Genomic DNA, 17,111 nt, shown 5'->3' on the forward strand with positions numbered 1-17,111 from the left:
AACCAATTTTATTAGTAAACCGTTTCAAATTACCTGCTCTCCTTTTTTTCTGCGATTCGTATTAGCAAGTTACTCTTCCGTGTCCTTTTTCCCCCGCGCCACACCGTTCCATATTTCCCGGAAAAACTGGTGCACCCGGCCCTCTTTCTTGAGGTGCCTTGGCTTCACATCGTCAATGTCTGATAGCAGGAAACCGAGCGGCTCGAGGGGCTCATAGGAGTCGAAAATAACCTTCAGCATGGCAATAACCGGAATGGCCATGATCATGCCGGCGGCTCCCCAAATCTGCCCTCCGAGCAACAAGGCAAGTATGGCCGCGAACGGATTTATACTTACCTTGGAGCCCACCACGTAGGGCGTGATGAAGTTGCCCTCCAGGAACTGCACTACCACAAATACCCCAATCACCAGCAAGGCATCAAACAGGTGGCCCGTGGTCGCAAGTGTCAGCAGGGCAGGGAGCAACGACCCGATCAGAATGCCGATATAGGGAATGATGGTCAGAATAGAGGCAAACACGCCAAAGAAGATGGCATACTTCACACCCAGTAAAAGCAGGCCGGCCGAGTTGAGCATGGCCACAATCACAATTACGATCATCAGCCCGGAAATATAGCTTTGCACCACCTGCTGTATGTTTGTCAGTGTCTGAATCATGCCGCCGCGCTTGTCTTTTGCCACCAGTTTGAACAGGAAGCGCTCCAGGTGGTCGCGGTAGTAGAGCAGGCAGAAAACATAAATCGGAATAACGGTGAAGGCAGCCAGCAAACCAGTGGTCATGGATATGGTGCTGCCCATGACATTGGTGGCCAGGTTCTGCAGGCTGGAGATGGAGTTTTGAATTAGCTCAGTGCGGTTAGAGGGCTCTATACCAAAGCGTTCTTTCAGAAACACCTGCACGCGCTCTATCAACCTTTCTATGTTGCCGCTGATCGTGTCCAGCTCTGTCGTCAGGTCCATCAGTTGCGACATCAGGAACCAGATCACCAGCCCGAGCACCACCACAATTAGGATAATGCTAGTGAGAATAGCCAAGGGCCGTGGCACCTTGAATTTCTCGAGGTCACGGTTCAGGGGCAGTAGCAGCAGCGCAAAAAGCAGCGAGAAAGCCAGCGGTACAAGTATGGATTGAAACAACTGCAGGAAGTAAACCAGCAGGATGACGCCGAGCAGCAAAACAACGATTTTAAAATATCCTGGTAACTTTATTTCCATTTAGACGGCGGCTGATGCCAAATTATAGTTGTGAAACTTACAGCAACAACCAAAATTAAGCAAATGTAATGGTACAAGTATAGTTTTAAATTTATATTATAGTTGCTAAAAATATTAGCTTAAATAGTAGGTAAAAACTATGGTTTCACTGAACTTGCTAGCTTTAAATATGGTTTAAAATAATGCGAGAGCAGATAGTGCAGCAAGATTAACTAAAATATTTAGTAATTTTACTACGCATTCCCTATCTTAGTACAAAGCAGGCGCGAATGTTTGCTACTTGTCTTTTATAATTTCTATATTTCGGATTGATATCCCTTAAAACTACACTTACGCTTACAGTATGGCAGAGTTAGAGCACAATTACAACGAAGACAGTATTCGTTCGCTGGAGCCGCGCGAGCACATTAGGCTTCGCCCGGGCATGTACATTGGCAAGCTTGGCGACGGTTCTGCAGCGGATGACGGTATTTACATTCTGGTGAAAGAGGTAATCGATAACTCCATCGATGAGCACGTGATGGGGTACGGTAAAACCATAGAAATTAAGGTGTCGGACCACAAGGTGCAGGTGCGCGACTATGGCCGCGGCATTCCGCTCGGTAAGGTGATTGACTGTGTAAGCAAGATCAACACCGGTGGTAAGTATGACAGCAAGGCTTTCCAGAAGTCGGTAGGTCTGAATGGGGTGGGTACCAAGGCGGTGAACGCGTTATCAAGCCAATTCCGCATACAGTCTGTGCGTGATGGCAAAATGAAAGCGGCTGAGTTTGAAAGAGGCGTGCTAACACAGGATTTTGAGCTGCAGGACTCCAGCCAGCGCAACGGAACGCTCACGATCTTCACACCCGACGATACCATCTTCAAGAATTTCCAGTTCAACCCAGATTACCTGGAGAACCAGCTGTGGAATTATGTGTATCTGAATGCCGGCCTCACCATAAACTTTAACGGCAAGAAGTTTTATTCAGAGAACGGTCTGCTCGATTTGCTGCGCGATAAAGCCGATGAAGAAAGCCTGCGCTACCCGATCATCCACTTAAAAGGAGAGGACATTGAACTGGCGCTTTCGCACGGCAACGACTACGGCGAAGAATATTACTCGTTTGTGAACGGCCAGTACACCACCATGGGTGGTACGCACCTGGCGGCTTTCCGCGAGGCGGTGGTGAAAACCATGCGCGATTTTTTCAGAAAAGACTTTGACGCGGCCGATATTCGCGGCTCTATTATAGGAGCGATTTCCATTCGTGTGCAGGAGCCAGTCTTCGAATCACAAACCAAGACGAAGCTGGGCTCCATTGAAATGGGCCCTGACGGGCCTGCCGTGCGTGCCTTCATCAACGATTTCGTGAAGGAGCACCTGGACAATTATCTGCATAAGAACCCCGCTACTGCCGAAGCCCTGCTGAAGCGCATCATGCAAAGTGAGCGTGAGCGCAAGGACATGGCCGGTGTGAAAAAGCTGGCGAACCAGCGTGCCAAAAAAGCGAACCTGCACAACCGCAAGCTCCGCGACTGCCGCCTGCACTTCAACGAGGATAAGGGAGAAAAGTCCCTGCTGTCCACGCTATTCATCACGGAGGGGGACTCGGCAAGTGGATCGATTACCAAGTCGCGCAACGTGGACAGCGAAGCGGTGTTTAGTTTGCGCGGTAAGCCACTAAACTGCTTCGGCCTGAAGAAAAAGGTGGTGTACGAAAACGAGGAGTTCAACCTCCTGCAGCATGCCCTGAACATAGAGGAGGGCCTGGAGGGGCTACGCTACAACCGCGTGGTCATCGCAACGGATGCTGACGTGGACGGCATGCACATCCGGTTGCTGCTGCTGACGTTCTTCCTGCAGTTTTTCCCGGACCTGGTGCGTAACGGCCATGTGTTTATCTTGGAGACGCCGCTGTTCCGCGTGCGCAATAAAAAGGAGACCATCTACTGCTACAACGAAAATGAGAAGCAGGAAGCGATACAGAAGCTGGGCAAGCGCCCTGAGATTACCCGCTTTAAGGGTTTGGGTGAGATCTCACCGGATGAGTTTGGTAAGTTTATTGGCGACAACATCAAGCTGAAGCCAGTAATCCTGCACAAGGATACGACCATCCAAAAGATGCTGAGCTACTACATGGGCAAGAACACGCCTGACCGGCAGCAGTTCATCATCGAGAACCTGAAGATTGAGAAAGACATAGTTGAAGAATTATATGCATAACGAAGAGTTGAATAACGAAGAAGTAGAAAGAGAAGGCGAACTGGAAGTGGAGTTTACTGATGGGGAGGGGGAAACCATCCACAACGTAACGCCTGTGTCCGGCCTGTACGAAAACTGGTTCCTCGATTATGCTTCCTATGTGATTCTGGAGCGAGCGGTGCCAGCCATTGAGGACGGACTGAAGCCGGTGCAGCGCCGCATCCTGCATGCCATGCGCGAGATGGACGACGGCCGCTTTAACAAGGTGGCTAACGTGATCGGGCAGACCATGCAGTACCACCCGCACGGCGACGCCTCTATTGGCGATGCCATGGTGAACCTAGGCCAGAAAGACCTGCTGATCGAAACCCAGGGTAACTGGGGGGATGCCCGCACCGGCGACAGCGCTGCGGCTTCCCGTTACATTGAGGCGCGCCTTTCGAAGTTTGCGCTGGATGTGGTGTTTAACCCACAGACCACACAGTGGCAGCTAAGCTACGACGGACGTAAAAACGAGCCGATTACCCTTCCGGTGAAGTTCCCGCTGTTGCTCGCGCAGGGTGTGGAAGGTATTGCCGTTGGCTTGTCTACCAAGATAATGCCGCACAACTTCAAGGAGCTGATCAAAGGTTCTATCGATGTGCTGAAAGGCCGCAGCACCAACCTGCTGCCCGATTTCCTGACCGGTGGTCAGGTGGATGTGACCAACTACAACGGCGGCCAGCGCGGCGGCAGAATCCGTGTGCGTGCCACCATCGAGAAGGTGGACAAGACGATGCTCATCATCCGTGACGTGCCTTACGGCATCACCACAACGGGTTTGATGGAGTCGATCGTAAAGGCCAGCGAGAACAATAAGATCAAGATCAAGAAGGTGGTGGATAATACCGCCGCCAACGTGGAGATACAGGTGCACCTGCCACCTGGCGTATCGCCTGACCTGACCATGGATGCGCTTTACGCCTTCACGGACTGCGAAGTGGCCATCTCCCCGAACGCCTGTGTGATTATCAACGATAAGCCACACTTCCTGGACGTGAACGAGCTGCTGCGCATTTCTACCTTAAAAACGGTAGACCTGCTTAAGCGCGAGCTGGAGATTCGCAAGGCGGAACTGGAGGACAAGTGGCACTATTCATCCCTGGAGAAAATATTCATCGAGAACCGCATTTACCGCGACATTGAGGAGTGCGAGACGTGGGAGGCGGTACTTAACGCGATAGATACGGGTCTGGACCCTTACAAGCACCTGCTGCGCCGCAACGTGACGGAGGAGGATATTGTGCGCCTGACTGAGATCAAGATCAAGCGCATCTCCAAGTTTGACTCCTTTAAAGCGGATGAGTATATCAACAAGCTGGAGGAGGAGATGGCTGAGGTAGACGATAACCTGGCCAACCTGATCCGCTACTCCATTTCATACTTCGAAGGATTGCTGAAGAAGTATGGGCAGGGCAAAGACCGCCGCACTCAGATCAAGACATTTGATGTGATTAATGCGCAGAACGTGGCTATTGCAAACCAAAAGCTGTACATGAACGCCAAGGATGGCTTTATCGGCACCGGCCTGCGCAAAGATGAGTTCGTGTGTGATTGCTCGGACATGGACGATATCATTGTGTTCCGAAAGGATGGCAAGTTTACCGTGACGAAAGTGGCGGAGAAGACCTTTGTAGGCAAAGACATCATCATGGCCGGCGTTTACAACAAGAACGACGAGCACATGGTGTATAATATGATCTACCTGGATGGCAAATCCGGCGTGTCTTATGCCAAGCGCTTTGCTGTGAAGTCCATCACACGTGAAAAGGAGTACGACCTTACAAAAGGAGAGAAAGGCTCTAAGGTACATTACCTCACCGCCAATCCGAACTCTGAGTCAGAAGTGGTGAACATAACGCTGGCCCCAAATGCGCCGGCACGCATCAAGTCGTTTGACTATGACTTTGCCGAGTTGATGATCAAGGGCAAGGGCTCGAACGGTAACATCGTGACGAAGTACCCGGTGAAGAAGGTGGTGCAGAAGAGCCTGGGCGAGTCTACCCTGGGTGGTCGTGAGATCTACTATGACGAGGTGATCGGAAGGCTGAATACCGAAGGGCGCGGCCGTTACCTGGGTTCTTTCAACACAGAGGATTCCATACTTGCCATTTATGAGGACGGCACCTATGAGCTGACATCATTTGACCTGGCGAACCACTACACAGTAGAGAAGCTGAAAGTGCTGCAGAAGTTTGATCCAGAACTGGTGGTTTCCACTATATACTACGAAGGGGAAAACAAGCTGTACTACGTGAAGCGTTTCAAAATAGAAACCACTACGATCGGCAAACGCTTCGCTTTCATTCCAGAAACGAAGAACTCTAAACTGGAAGCCGTGTCGACACATCCGGAACCGCTGGCAACGATCAAGTTCAAGCGAAGCCTGCGTGGCGAGCGTGAGACGGAGAAGCTGCTGCTTAATGAGTTTATTGATGTGAAGGGCTGGAAAGCGCTCGGTAACAAGCTGAACTACTTTAAGATTTATGAGGTGGAGGTGCCAAAGCTACAGGCAGCGGAGCAGCCGGGCGAGGACAAGCCAAAGGCGAAGAAGGCGGCCCGGAAGGAGCCGGTTACGCTGCCTTCGCAGCTGAAGGAACTAGCTGAGGAAGCAGCCAAAGCCAGCGGCAGCCAACATTCTGACGCCGAAAACGTAGTGGCTACTATAGGCGATAGCGATGAAAAAGAAGCGCTGAGGCGCAAAAAGCAACTGGATTTGTTCTAGAAACTCTTTATAGCGCTTGCTAAAGTCTATCATTCCTTGTAGATTGTTGGGTAGGTGAGACCAAATGAAGAGACTTTGTACATACATACTTGTTAGTTTTATACTTTGTGCGGGTGCACCTGTTGCTGCTATGGCAAACGGTGGGGCTGCATCGGGTAAAGAACTAATGCAGCGTGCAGAGGAACTTCTGAACAGCTATCAGGACAGCGAGGCGCTGCAACTTTATGAGCAGGTGCTGGCGGAGTCACCTAAAAATTACGAAGCCCTGTGCAAAGCGAGCTTTCTACATTGCCGTATCGGAGAGCGTTACCCGGATGAAACAAGCCGAATGAGGCATTTTTTGAAAGCAAAGGAGTATGCCATGGTGGCGTACGAACTGCAGCCAACAGATGCCGAAGCCAATTATGTCATGGCTTTGTCTTTGGGTAGTGAAGCGATGGCGTCCAGCGCCAGAATCCGCTTGCAGGGCATAAACCAGATCAAGTCCTTCGTGGATGCCGCTTTGGTTGACAACCCGAAGCATGCAGGAGCCTGGCACATTTTGGGGCGCTGGTATTTCAAGATGGCAAACCTGAATTTTGCAGAGAAGGCAGCTTCGAGCATGTTCTTTGGCGGGATTTGTGGCGAGGCTACGAACGAAAAAGCGGCGCATGCCATTGAGCAAGCCATTTTGTATAACCCGCGTAACATTCGGTATTACTATGATCTGGCTTTTGTGTATGAAGAAATGAAAAATACGAGTGCCTGTATCAGCACCTTGCGAAAGGCGCTGACCGTAACCTCTGAAACGAAGGAGGAACTGGAATTAAGCAGGCGATGCAATATCATGCTGCAGGGAAAGCTAAAAAGCTAATCTGCACATTTTACCACCGGAAAGCCTGCCTCTAAAACGAAGCAGGCTTTTTTGTTTGCCCTCGGGCAGCAGGAGAGTGTACCTATTTGGGCAAATTATCTTAATTTAGCGCTGGCAAGTATAAACGGGCTTAGGCGCAGTAAATAAACCGTGGAGGATGCGTAATTTCAGATTGTTACTGTTGGCTGTAGCTGTTGCGGTAGGCTCCTGTACGGAGGATGAGGGTGACCGGGAGCAGATGGTAAACCTGCAGGAGGTGAAAGATGACCCTGCCGTTCAGCTAACAAACCTGAATGCAGCCATTGAACGTTCGCGACGGGATGGAAGTCTGTATGCCCGCCGGGCCGTGGCGCTGCTGCGCACAGGAAAGCTGGAACAGGCATTGGAAGATGCAGAGCAGGCCGTACAGTTTACCAAGAACGACCCCTACGCCATGTTTGTAAAGGCGCAGGCCCTACGGGCGCTCGGAAGGCAGGAGGAGGCATTGCCACTGGCGCTGCAGGCTGAGCGAAACGCTTACCAGACCTCTTCGCTCTATGTGCTGTTAGGGGAACTATACTTACAGCGGAAGGAGTATGAGCAGGCCAGGCGTTACCTCCAGAAGGCGCAGGAATTGGCCCCGACCGATGAGTTTGCGTTTTATTACAAAGGCCGGGTGCAGGAGGCAACGGGAGATACCGCTAATGCCATGAATAATTACCGGCTGGCACTTCAGCAGTCGTCGGGGTTTATGGAGCCGCAGCGGGAGTTGGCGGCTATACTTGTAAGCAGGGGAGACTATGCTGAGGCAAAGCCATACTTATTTAAAGCACAAAGGCTTGCCGCAAAAGATTATAAGCTTTTATATAACCAGGGCTTGGTATACGAGGCAGAGCAAAAGCAGGACAGCGCCATGTGGGCCTTCAACAAAGCACTAAGTATAAACGACACACTCTCTGGGGCACATTACAGGTTAGGCTTCTACCAGCACAAGCTTGGGAACAACGAAGAAGCATTGGCGCACCTGTTAAAAGCCTATAGCAAGTATAAAAACAAGCCGGAGTATCTGACCAAGCTGGCCAGCGCCTACGAACGTACCGGACGGACGAGGGATGCCTTGACCACCTACCAACGTTTGGTGGCTGTAGAGCCCCGTTATACTTACGGATACCAGGCTATTGCCCGATTGAAATATAGATTAGCAAAACCAACACCTGATAGTGCAGCCGTACGCCTACAGGAATATTAGAAAGATAAACCACTATGATCAACATCACACTGCCAGATGGCTCTGTGCGCCAGTACCAGGAAGGCGTAACAAGCTTTGAGATTGCCCAGAGCATAAGCGAGGGCCTAGCCCGTAATGTGCTTGCCGCCAAAGTTAACGGCTCCGTTTGGGACTCTAATCGGCCTATAACCGAGGATGCCCAGGTGCAGCTGCTCACCTGGAACGATGACGAAGGGAAAAACGCGTTCTGGCATTCTTCTGCTCACTTACTGGCCGAGGCACTCGAAGACCTGTATCCGGACGTGAAGTTTGGTATTGGCCCTCCGGTGGAGAATGGCTTTTACTACGATGTGGACCTAGGGGAGCACCACCTGTCGCAGGAAGATATTGCCAAATTGGAGCAGAAAATGCTGGAGCTGGCACGGCAGAAGAATGAGTTCAAACGCAGCGAGGTGTCCAAGGCAGAAGCCATCGATTACTTCACGAAGAAAGGCGACGAGTATAAACTCGACCTGATAAAGGACCTGGAGGATGGTTCCATCACTTTTTATGAGCAAGGCAAGTTCGTAGACCTTTGCCGCGGACCGCACATCCCAAATACAAGTTTTATCAAGGCTGCCAAGATTATGAACATTGCCGGCGCTTATTGGCGTGGTGATGAAAACAACAAGCAGCTGACGCGAATTTACGGCGTAACCTTCCCGAAGCAGAAAGACCTGACTGAGCACCTGGAGCGCCTCGAAGAAGCCAAGAAGCGCGACCACCGCAAGCTTGGTAAGGAACTGGAGCTGTTTGCCTTCTCCGAGAAGGTTGGCATGGGCTTGCCGCTTTGGTTGCCGAAAGGCACCTTGCTGCGCGAGCGCCTGGAGCAGTTCATGCGGAAAGCCCAAATGCGTGCGGGCTACCAGCCGGTGGTGACGCCACACATTGGCAGCAAGGAACTGTACGTAACCTCAGGCCATTACGAGAAGTACGGGGCAGATTCCTTCCAACCTATCAAAACGCCAAACGAGGGCGAGGAGTTCTTCCTGAAGCCGATGAACTGCCCGCACCACTGCGAGATCTACAAAGTGCGCCCGCGCTCTTACAAGGAGCTGCCGGTGCGTCTGGCTGAGTTTGGTACGGTGTACCGCTACGAGCAAAGCGGCGAGCTGCATGGCTTGACGCGCGTGCGAGGCTTTACACAGGATGATGCTCACATTTTCTGTCGCCCGGATCAGGTGAAGGAAGAGTTTACCAAGGTAATCGACCTGGTGCTGTACGTGTTTAAGGCACTTGGCTTTGAAGATTACACAGCCCAGATCTCCCTGCGCGACCCGGAAAACAAAGCCAAGTACATTGGCGGCGATGAGGCATGGGATAAAGCTGAGACTGCCATTATAGAGGCTGCTGCAGAGAAAGGCCTGCGCACTGTAACCGAATTGGGAGAGGCTGCGTTTTACGGACCTAAGCTGGACTTTATGGTGAAGGATGCCCTTGGCCGCAAGTGGCAGCTCGGAACCATTCAGGTGGATTATCAGTTGCCTGAGCGCTTCCAGTTGGAGTATATCGGCGCAGACAACGCCAAGCACCGTCCGGTAATGATTCACCGGGCACCATTTGGTTCGCTTGAGCGTTTCGTGGCGGTGCTGATTGAGCACTGTGGCGGCAATTTCCCGCTGTGGCTAAGCCCTGAGCAATATGCCATACTTCCTATTTCAGAGAAGTACCACGATTTTGCCCAGCAGGTGTACGAAGCGCTGCAACTGGAGGATATCCGTGGCTCAGTAGACAACCGTGATGAAAAGATCGGCCGCAAGATTCGTGATGCAGAGGTGCGTAAAGTGCCTTACATGCTGATTGTGGGGGAGAAGGAGCAGGAAAACGGGGCTGTTTCCGTGCGAAAGCACGGCGAGGGAGACCTTGGCTCAATGACTGTGGAGGAATTTAAAACCCTCTTTCAAGGCAAAGTCGCCGAAATGCTGAACAAATAAGGAAAGTAATTTTCTTTTTGATATAAAAAGTGCGATATTCGCAACTTAATTGTAGAATTTAAACTAAGGAGGCACAAACTATAGCTACTACTAACAGGCGCTACATCCCACGCGGAAAGGTGGAAGAGCCATACAAAGTCAACGAAAAAATAACTGCCCGAGAAATCAGGCTGGTAGGTGACAATGTTGAGCAAGGGGTATACTCAACCAGAGATGCTCAAAAAATAGCCAATGAGCAAAATCTTGACCTCGTTGAGATTTCGCCAACTGCTACTCCACCAGTTTGCCGTGTCATCGACTACTCGAAGTTTAAATACGAGCAGAAGAAGAAGACCAGGGAGTTAAAGGCCAAACAGCAAAAGGTAGTGATCAAGGAGATTCGCTTTGGTCCTAACACCGATGACCATGACTTTGAGTTCAAGCTCAAGCATGCCAAAGGTTTCCTTGAAAGTGGCTATAAGATTAAGTCTTATGTGCACTTTGTGGGTAGATCAATCGTGTTTAAAGAACGCGGTGAGATCCTTTTGCTGAAGTTTGCCCAGGCACTGGAGGATTTAGCGAAGGTTGAGCAATTGCCCAAGCTGGAAGGGAAACGCATGTTCCTGATCCTGTCACCAAAGAATGCTCCTGTAAAGAAGTAATTTGTTTAATTAATTTAATACTCATGCCAAAAGTAAAAACCAAATCTGGTGCAAAGAAGCGTTTTTCTTTGACAGGTACTGGCAAAATCAAGCGCAAGCACGCTTACAAAAGCCACATCCTTACAAAGAAGACCACAAAGCAGAAGCGTAATTTGACGCACATTGGCCTAGTTAGCAAAGCTGACGAAAGCAACGTTAAATTCATGCTTAAAATCTAATTCTGCGATAGAATTAGGAAAGGTTAATTATTAGTACGAACCCGGTGCCTGGTCTTTAAAAGATTATTTAGAATCACCAGTTGCCAAAACTCTTAAGAAATGCCAAGATCAGTCAATGTCGTAGCAGCACGACACAGAAGAAAGAAAATAATGAAAATGGCCAAAGGTTACTTTGGCCGTCGCAAGAACGTTTGGACTGTTGCGAAAAATGCGGTAGAAAAAGGCTTAGTTTACGCCTACCGTGATAGAAAAGCCAAGAAGAGAGACTTCAGAGCCCTGTGGATTCAGCGTATTAACGCCGGTGCACGTGAGCATGGACTGTCTTACTCTGCCTTGATGGGTGCCCTGAAGAAGGCTAACATCGACCTGAACCGCAAAGTACTTGCTGACCTGGCGATGAACCACCCAGAGGCTTTCAAAAGCATCGTTGATAAGGTAAAGTAGTTTACCTTTAAATATAGTACAGAAGGGCTTAGCAACTGCTAAGCCCTTTTTTGTTTAAGGCGATTTTCAGAGAGACTTTTATTTCTTCTTTTTTGACGCTGTACAGCAGCACGTTGTAAGCATATGTGGCAGATACGTTAAACAAAATCTTCAGCAGCTGGTTTTGCAGGTATTCAATGCAAATCAGTTACATGAAAAATAAAACCATATTACTGGCGAGCCGGCCGAAAGGCTTGCCCACTAAAGAGAACTTTCGTTTCGAGGAATCAGAAGTGCCCGCACTGCAGGACGGAGAGGTGCTGCTAAAAGCGCTATATGTCTCTGTGGACCCATACATGCGTGGGCGCATGAGCGATGCCAAATCATATGTGCCGCCTTTCGAGGTGGGGCAGCCGGTTTCCGGGGGCGTTGTGGCCGAAGTGGAGGAAAGTAAAAACAACAGCCTGGCGAAAGGAGCCGTGGTGCTGGGCAATTTGCCGTGGCAGCAGTATAGCGTACACAACGGCCATGGCTTAACCAGAATAAATCCGGACGTGGCTCCGCTTAGTTATCATCTTGGCATTTTAGGAATGCCCGGACTCACAGCATACTTTGGCCTGCTCACCATCTGTGATCCCAAAGCAGGAGAAACAGTCGTGGTGTCCGGTGCAGCCGGCGCGGTTGGGACCGTAGTGGGGCAGCTCGCCAAACTTAAAGGCTGCCGCGTAGTGGGCGTGGCCGGATCTGACGAAAAAGTAGCTTACCTGAAAGAGCAACTTGGCTTTGATGAAGCCATTAACTACAAAACGACAGCCAACATAAACGAAGCCATTGCCAGTGCCTGCCCCGATGGAGTTGACGTATACTTCGACAACGTTGGCGGAGAGATTTCTGATGCCGTGTACTTCTGCATCAACAAGCACGCCCGCATTTCCGTTTGCGGCCAGATCTCCTACTACAACAATACCAGACCGGCCACAGGACTGCGCGTAGAGCCTATCCTGCTCACTAAAAGCGCCCTCATGAAAGGCTTTATCGTGAGTGATTATGCGAGTGAGTTCGAGCAGGCCGCCAGAGAGCTTGCAGGTTGGGTAAAAAACGGAAAACTGCAGTACCAGGAGACAATCACTGTGGGTTTTGATCAGATTCCGCAGGCGTTTCTGGGGCTATTTGCAGGAGAGAACACCGGAAAGCAACTGGTAATGGTAGCTGAACGCTCAGCTTAGCAAGTATAACAGTATAAGCCAAAGGCAAGTATAGCAGAAACAGCAAGCATCGCTTTAATAAATTACTTTTAAGAATGAATAGTTTCACATTTTATAACCCGGTAAAAATCCTTTTCGGGAAAGGCCAGATTAGCAGTATTAGCAAAGAGATACCGGCTGGTGCGCGCATCATGCTCACCTACGGCGGGGGCAGTATCAAGAAGAACGGCGTGTATGAGCAGGTAATGGAGGCACTGCGGGGGTTTGAGGTGCTCGAGTTCAGCGGCATCGAACCAAACCCGCACTACGAAACGCTGATGCAGGCGGTGGACATTGCCAAGCGCCATCAAATAGACTTCTTCTTAGCTGTAGGCGGTGGTTCTGTGATAGATGGCACCAAGTTCATTGTGGCTGCAATGGAGTATGAGGGAGTAGACCCATGGGATATACTTGCAAAGCGCGAGCCGGTGAAGAAAGCGGCTCCCTTTGGCACCGTGCTTACTTTGCCTGCCACAGGGTCTGAAATGAACTCCGGTTCTGTGATTACACGTGTCTCAACCAAGGAAAAACTATCATTCGGTGGCGCCTATACCTTTCCAAAGTTCTCGGTACTGGACCCGGAGACAACGTTTACGCTGCCTTTGCGCCAGATCAGCAACGGCATTGTAGATGCTTTCACGCACGTGTTAGAGCAATACCTGACATACCCTGTAAATGCACCGCTGCAGGATCGCTTTGCAGAAGCAATTCTGCTCACACTGAAAGAGGAGGGGCCCAAGGCAATCCAGAACCCGAAAGATTACGATACCATGGCAAACTTCATGTGGTGCGCCACGATGGCACTGAACGGTGTGATTCGGACCGGGGTGCCTACGGATTGGGCCACCCACTACATTGCGCATGAACTCACGGCGCTGCACGGCATTGACCATGCACGTACGCTGGCTATTGTGTTTCCTTCGCTGATGCGGTACAAAAGTGAGACAAAAAAGGAGAAGCTGTTGCAGTACGGAAGACGCGTATGGGGTGTAGACGCAGGCACAGAGGATGAATGCATCGAAGCCACTATTCAGGCTACCATCGCTTTTTTTGAATCGCTGGACATTCCGACCAGGTTATCTGATTACGAAGTTGGGCAGGACACCATTGACCATATTGTTAAGCGCTTTGAGGAGCGCGGTGTGAAGAACCTGGGAGAGCGCGCAGACATTCAAATTCCGGACGTGAAGGAAATCCTAACTATGAGTTTATAATAGTTACGGCACAATAGGCCTTGCAAAGTTAATGCAAGGCCTTTTTATGAGTTGAATTAGCGCTAGAACAAACGAAAGTTTATCTGAATATAGCAGCAGGAATATTCGTAATAAATACGGAAGTTAAATAAGTAGAATTCTGCCAACCATGCGTTAACTTTATCGTTAAGTACAGAAGGCTATCTTGATGGCTTTAAGCACAATAAACGCACGATTTACTATGGACGATTTAGTTAGAACAGGAAAATGGATTATGTCGGGTTTGTTTGAGTTAATCCGATGAGTTATCGATTCACACGTACAGCTTTCCTTTAGCTGTGATCACACTATTGAAACTTGACCTTAAGAATAAGTATGAAAGGCCCCGTAACCAAAGTTATGGGGCCTTTTTTTGTAGCATAACTTATACTTTAAGACAGGCTTCGCTAATACTTGGCGTTGTCTGCCGCGCAGCTAGCGAAGCAAACTATAAAGGTTATATCTGTCATAAATTAGTTTTAATGCATTAGGCAAGAATGCCCTTAAAAATAATATTCACCAAACCATCAAACACGCTACCCGGGTCTCCAGGCAGTTCAGACATTAGCTCCCGCGGCACTTGTTGCGTGAAATCTGGATTCAGAATAGTTTCCAAGGCACTTGCATAAAGCAACACAGCCATTGCTCTGTTGGCATCCGCTCTGATATAACCTTTAATCATCCCTTCGTCAAGCAAAGCACTAAACCGCAGGAAAGCTGCGTCTGCCTTGTGCTGCTGTAACTGCTGCCATCCCGAAGGGGCATTTAGCTTAATGTCCCGCACAAACTCAGGATTAATATCGTGGAGCTTCATACCCACATAGCTGAATATCTGCTTTACCTTCTCCGGAAACGCTATGGCGGTGTCCTTTAAAATCCGCTCTACTTCCCGCTGAATCTCATGCCCATGCTGTCGGATTACTACATTAAGCAGTTCCTCCTTACTCGTAAAGTACTGGTACAGTGTTTTTTTGCTCATGCCGAGCCGCTTCGCTAGTTCAGCCATCAACACTTTGCTGTAGCCATAGGTAAAAAACATGCTTTTTGCCTCTGCAATTATTCTGATGCGTGGATTTTCAGTAGCCTCCATGGAGATAGATAGGGGTCAGGTTGAAGTATAACAGCTCCACAAATATACCGATATTGTTAAAAAGCCTATCCAGATATCACCCGATGCTGTAAACAATTAAAAACTTTGCAGGCTTTCAAACAATCATCAGGGTATGGCAACAGTACTGATAAGCCCACCTAACAATTAGTACTTTCTGCAGCAACGGATGCAGCTTTTTACAGTAGTAGAAGTGTTGTCATTGCATTTCTGCAGGGAGCATGTTTGGCAGGTAGAAATTTTTAAGGATTAAACTGCGTTTCCCGCTTTAGCCATAAAGCATCATAAACTCTCTGTTTTCTAATCAAAGTGCTAAATTGCTCCTGAATGCACTTCTAATGTTATCACAACGGATTAAAGACGGCAGGTCTAAAGCTATACATGTGGAACTATCGGTATTATATTATTGTAAAATTTATTATTCAGATACTTGTTAATTTGAGAGGCATAATTTAACTTGCATAAGCAGTTACAGCTAAGGCAGGTAACAAAGAACATCAGGTTTTACAAGTTAGTTGGTCAAAAAATACAAATCATATTTTAAGGCCTGTACCCTAAATTAAGCTTTTAGCCAAATGATCGACATCTTCAATCTCGTAGCACTCTCTGGAATTTTTAACATTTTGTTTTTCTGGTATGCTTCTACCAAAATGAAATCAAAACCAGATCCGGTAAAAACTCTGATTGTCTCATTTGTTTTCTCTATTCCGCTTAGTTTCCTGCTGATTGGTGTTTATACAACCATGCTGGTGTATGCAGCAAAGAGTGGTGCAAGCGAAGATGCCATGTGGGAGTACATGGAGCAGGAAGAACTGCAATAAGCATGATTAAATTCAACAGCATATAATTAAAGCCACCTTATAAGGTGGCTTTTCTATTTTATGACAAGTATAAAAGGGGCTGCTGGCATATTGCCAGCAGCCCCTTTTATACTTATACTTGAAAGGAGTAGTTTAATGGCTACCAGCACTGCTGCCGATGTCATTTCCTCCATCCTCTACATCAGCGCTGCCACGGCTGCCGCTTTTCTGTGTGGGGGCACCGCCAACCTTACCTTTTATTATATCTTCATTGTCCACTATCTCGGGTTCACCAGTCGGGCGAATGTTTGGAACACTGTTACCCTTGTTAATGGTGTTGTTCACGTTCTCATCCTTCAACATTCCCTTGTCTTTATCTTTATCGTTCTTGCTCATGTTCGTTAATTAATGGTTTAGGTAAAATATTTGAAAACTGCGACAGTCTCTTTATCTGTCGTAACGGTCATTGTCGTTCCAGTTACGCCTGTCGTTCCTGTTTTGACGATACTGCTGCTCCCGATCAGGGTGGCGGCTGGTGTAGTCGCCATGATAGCTCTTCCGCTCACCGGTTAGCGGGTTGTATTGCCGGTTCCAATCCGGATCATAATTGCTGGTGCCGTCGTATCCGTAGCTGAGTGAGCCGGCCTCATTGCCATAGTTGGCCCCCCCTCCGTTGCCATAAGAGTCTTGCCTGTAGTCTGAGTTAAAATTTCCAGTGCCATACGCATCGCGGCGCTCAATTCTGTCGTGCACGCTGCGGTGCTGCTGGTTGTTGTCGCCGCCATACCTGTTTCCATAGCCGCTGCCGCCTCTGTTGTATTGGTCATCTCTGCCTGAACTTGAATAGCCACCGCGGGAGGCACCGCCCTGGTCGCGGTAGCGGCTGTTCATGTTGTAGTTGTCATGATCGTAGCCGCGGTCGTGGTGCGTGCGGTAAGTATTGTTGTCCCTGAACCGCTCTTCGCCCCGGTTGTTGCCGCGCTCTGTGCTGCCATAGCCATTCCAGGTAGTTTCGTTGCGGTGGTCGCTGGAGGTATCGAGGCGGTAAGCGCCACGGTACGAATCCTCGTCTCTGCTGCGCCTCTCATTGCGCTCAGGAATCATGCTTCTTTCGTTTCTATCGTTGTCTCGGTTATTCCAATTGTTTCTTTCCATAGTGGTTGTGTTTAATGTTTTCTATACTTTTTAAACGGATGCCGGCCGCACAGGTTTACCAGCAGGCTTAACCCAAGAGCGGGTGTGTTCCGT

General features: G+C 49.2%; 15 protein-coding genes. 11 read left to right on the top strand and 4 right to left on the bottom strand.

The annotated features are described in order from the left end of the window. Positions 1-69: 69 nt before the first annotated feature. A complete protein-coding gene (locus A0W33_RS17620) occupies positions 70-1,215 on the bottom strand; it encodes an AI-2E family transporter (protein WP_068839415.1) in 1,146 nt (381 codons plus the stop codon). A gap of 343 nt (positions 1,216-1,558) precedes the next feature. On the opposite strand from A0W33_RS17620, the gene A0W33_RS17625 reads away from it, so the two are divergent. From A0W33_RS17625 to A0W33_RS17670, 10 genes are all read left to right on the top strand, one after another. Beyond that, complete coding sequence (locus A0W33_RS17625) at positions 1,559-3,421, top strand: DNA topoisomerase IV subunit B (protein ID WP_068839416.1); 1,863 nt, start codon at positions 1,559-1,561, stop codon at positions 3,419-3,421. Continuing rightward, positions 3,414-6,164, top strand: coding sequence for a DNA gyrase/topoisomerase IV subunit A (locus tag A0W33_RS17630; protein ID WP_068839417.1), 2,751 nt, complete (start codon positions 3,414-3,416; stop codon positions 6,162-6,164). The genes A0W33_RS17625 and A0W33_RS17630 overlap by 8 nt, the downstream gene beginning before the upstream one ends. Before the next feature lie 64 nt (positions 6,165-6,228). Further along, entirely contained in the window at positions 6,229-7,017 is a 789-nt protein-coding gene (locus A0W33_RS17635; RefSeq protein WP_068839418.1) for a tetratricopeptide repeat protein, read from the top strand. A gap of 157 nt (positions 7,018-7,174) precedes the next feature. Further along, positions 7,175-8,245 (top strand): tetratricopeptide repeat protein, encoded by a 1,071-nt coding sequence (locus A0W33_RS17640; RefSeq protein WP_082815295.1) that lies wholly within the window; start codon positions 7,175-7,177, stop codon positions 8,243-8,245. A 14-nt stretch (positions 8,246-8,259) separates the two neighbouring features. Then, a complete protein-coding gene (gene thrS, locus A0W33_RS17645; protein ID WP_068839420.1) occupies positions 8,260-10,197 on the top strand; it encodes a threonine--tRNA ligase in 1,938 nt (645 codons plus the stop codon). Positions 10,198-10,316: 119 nt separating this feature from the next. Further along, positions 10,317-10,838, top strand: a complete 522-nt coding sequence (gene infC, locus A0W33_RS17650) for a translation initiation factor IF-3 (RefSeq protein ID WP_074937141.1) — start codon at positions 10,317-10,319, stop codon at positions 10,836-10,838. A gap of 23 nt (positions 10,839-10,861) precedes the next feature. Beyond that, the gene (rpmI, locus tag A0W33_RS17655) at positions 10,862-11,056 is read left to right on the top strand and encodes a 50S ribosomal protein L35 (RefSeq protein ID WP_068839422.1); all 195 of its coding nucleotides are present in this window, start codon (positions 10,862-10,864) and stop codon (positions 11,054-11,056) included. Positions 11,057-11,155: 99 nt separating this feature from the next. Continuing rightward, positions 11,156-11,500 (top strand): 50S ribosomal protein L20, encoded by a 345-nt coding sequence (gene rplT / locus A0W33_RS17660; RefSeq protein WP_068839423.1) that lies wholly within the window; start codon positions 11,156-11,158, stop codon positions 11,498-11,500. A gap of 191 nt (positions 11,501-11,691) precedes the next feature. Beyond that, positions 11,692-12,705, top strand: coding sequence for an NADP-dependent oxidoreductase (locus A0W33_RS17665; protein ID WP_068840218.1), 1,014 nt, complete (start codon positions 11,692-11,694; stop codon positions 12,703-12,705). Between the two features lie 74 nt (positions 12,706-12,779). Next, positions 12,780-13,937 carry an iron-containing alcohol dehydrogenase gene (locus A0W33_RS17670; RefSeq protein WP_068839424.1) on the top strand — a complete coding sequence of 386 codons (1,158 nt, stop codon included), beginning with the start codon at positions 12,780-12,782 and terminating at the stop codon, positions 13,935-13,937. A gap of 505 nt (positions 13,938-14,442) precedes the next feature. On the opposite strand, the gene A0W33_RS17675 is transcribed toward A0W33_RS17670, so the two are convergent. Next, positions 14,443-15,045, bottom strand: coding sequence for a TetR/AcrR family transcriptional regulator (locus A0W33_RS17675; protein WP_068839425.1), 603 nt, complete (start codon positions 15,043-15,045; stop codon positions 14,443-14,445). 593 nt (positions 15,046-15,638) lie between these two features. Here A0W33_RS17675 and A0W33_RS17680 point away from each other — a divergent pair. Continuing rightward, positions 15,639-15,884, top strand: coding sequence for a hypothetical protein (locus A0W33_RS17680; protein ID WP_068839426.1), 246 nt, complete (start codon positions 15,639-15,641; stop codon positions 15,882-15,884). A gap of 132 nt (positions 15,885-16,016) precedes the next feature. Here A0W33_RS17680 and A0W33_RS17685 read toward each other — a convergent pair whose 3' ends face one another. Together A0W33_RS17685 and A0W33_RS17690 are read right to left on the bottom strand one after the other, a co-directional pair. Then, positions 16,017-16,259 (bottom strand): hypothetical protein, encoded by a 243-nt coding sequence (locus tag A0W33_RS17685; RefSeq protein ID WP_068839427.1) that lies wholly within the window; start codon positions 16,257-16,259, stop codon positions 16,017-16,019. Positions 16,260-16,310: 51 nt separating this feature from the next. Next, the gene (locus A0W33_RS17690; protein ID WP_068839428.1) at positions 16,311-17,018 is read right to left on the bottom strand and encodes a hypothetical protein; all 708 of its coding nucleotides are present in this window, start codon (positions 17,016-17,018) and stop codon (positions 16,311-16,313) included. Positions 17,019-17,111: the final 93 nt, after the last annotated feature.

Source organism: Pontibacter akesuensis (genome assembly GCF_001611675.1).
In the GTDB taxonomy this organism is placed as follows: domain Bacteria; phylum Bacteroidota; class Bacteroidia; order Cytophagales; family Hymenobacteraceae; genus Pontibacter; species Pontibacter akesuensis.

What these genes read in the sequence shown, in the direction of transcription:
- A0W33_RS17620 (WP_068839415.1), bottom strand. Translation starts at nt 1,215, where the DNA reads ATGGAAATAAAGTTACCAGGATATTTTAAAATCGTTGTTTTGCTGCTC.
- A0W33_RS17625 (WP_068839416.1), top strand. Translation starts at nt 1,559, where the DNA reads ATGGCAGAGTTAGAGCACAATTACAACGAAGACAGTATTCGTTCGCTG.
- A0W33_RS17630 (WP_068839417.1), top strand. Translation starts at nt 3,414, where the DNA reads ATGCATAACGAAGAGTTGAATAACGAAGAAGTAGAAAGAGAAGGCGAA.
- A0W33_RS17635 (WP_068839418.1), top strand. Translation starts at nt 6,229, where the DNA reads ATGAAGAGACTTTGTACATACATACTTGTTAGTTTTATACTTTGTGCG.
- A0W33_RS17640 (WP_082815295.1), top strand. Translation starts at nt 7,175, where the DNA reads ATGCGTAATTTCAGATTGTTACTGTTGGCTGTAGCTGTTGCGGTAGGC.
- thrS (WP_068839420.1), top strand. Translation starts at nt 8,260, where the DNA reads ATGATCAACATCACACTGCCAGATGGCTCTGTGCGCCAGTACCAGGAA.
- rpmI (WP_068839422.1), top strand. Translation starts at nt 10,862, where the DNA reads ATGCCAAAAGTAAAAACCAAATCTGGTGCAAAGAAGCGTTTTTCTTTG.
- rplT (WP_068839423.1), top strand. Translation starts at nt 11,156, where the DNA reads ATGCCAAGATCAGTCAATGTCGTAGCAGCACGACACAGAAGAAAGAAA.
- A0W33_RS17665 (WP_068840218.1), top strand. Translation starts at nt 11,692, where the DNA reads ATGAAAAATAAAACCATATTACTGGCGAGCCGGCCGAAAGGCTTGCCC.
- A0W33_RS17670 (WP_068839424.1), top strand. Translation starts at nt 12,780, where the DNA reads ATGAATAGTTTCACATTTTATAACCCGGTAAAAATCCTTTTCGGGAAA.
- A0W33_RS17675 (WP_068839425.1), bottom strand. Translation starts at nt 15,045, where the DNA reads ATGGAGGCTACTGAAAATCCACGCATCAGAATAATTGCAGAGGCAAAA.
- A0W33_RS17680 (WP_068839426.1), top strand. Translation starts at nt 15,639, where the DNA reads ATGATCGACATCTTCAATCTCGTAGCACTCTCTGGAATTTTTAACATT.
- A0W33_RS17685 (WP_068839427.1), bottom strand. Translation starts at nt 16,259, where the DNA reads ATGAGCAAGAACGATAAAGATAAAGACAAGGGAATGTTGAAGGATGAG.
- A0W33_RS17690 (WP_068839428.1), bottom strand. Translation starts at nt 17,018, where the DNA reads ATGGAAAGAAACAATTGGAATAACCGAGACAACGATAGAAACGAAAGA.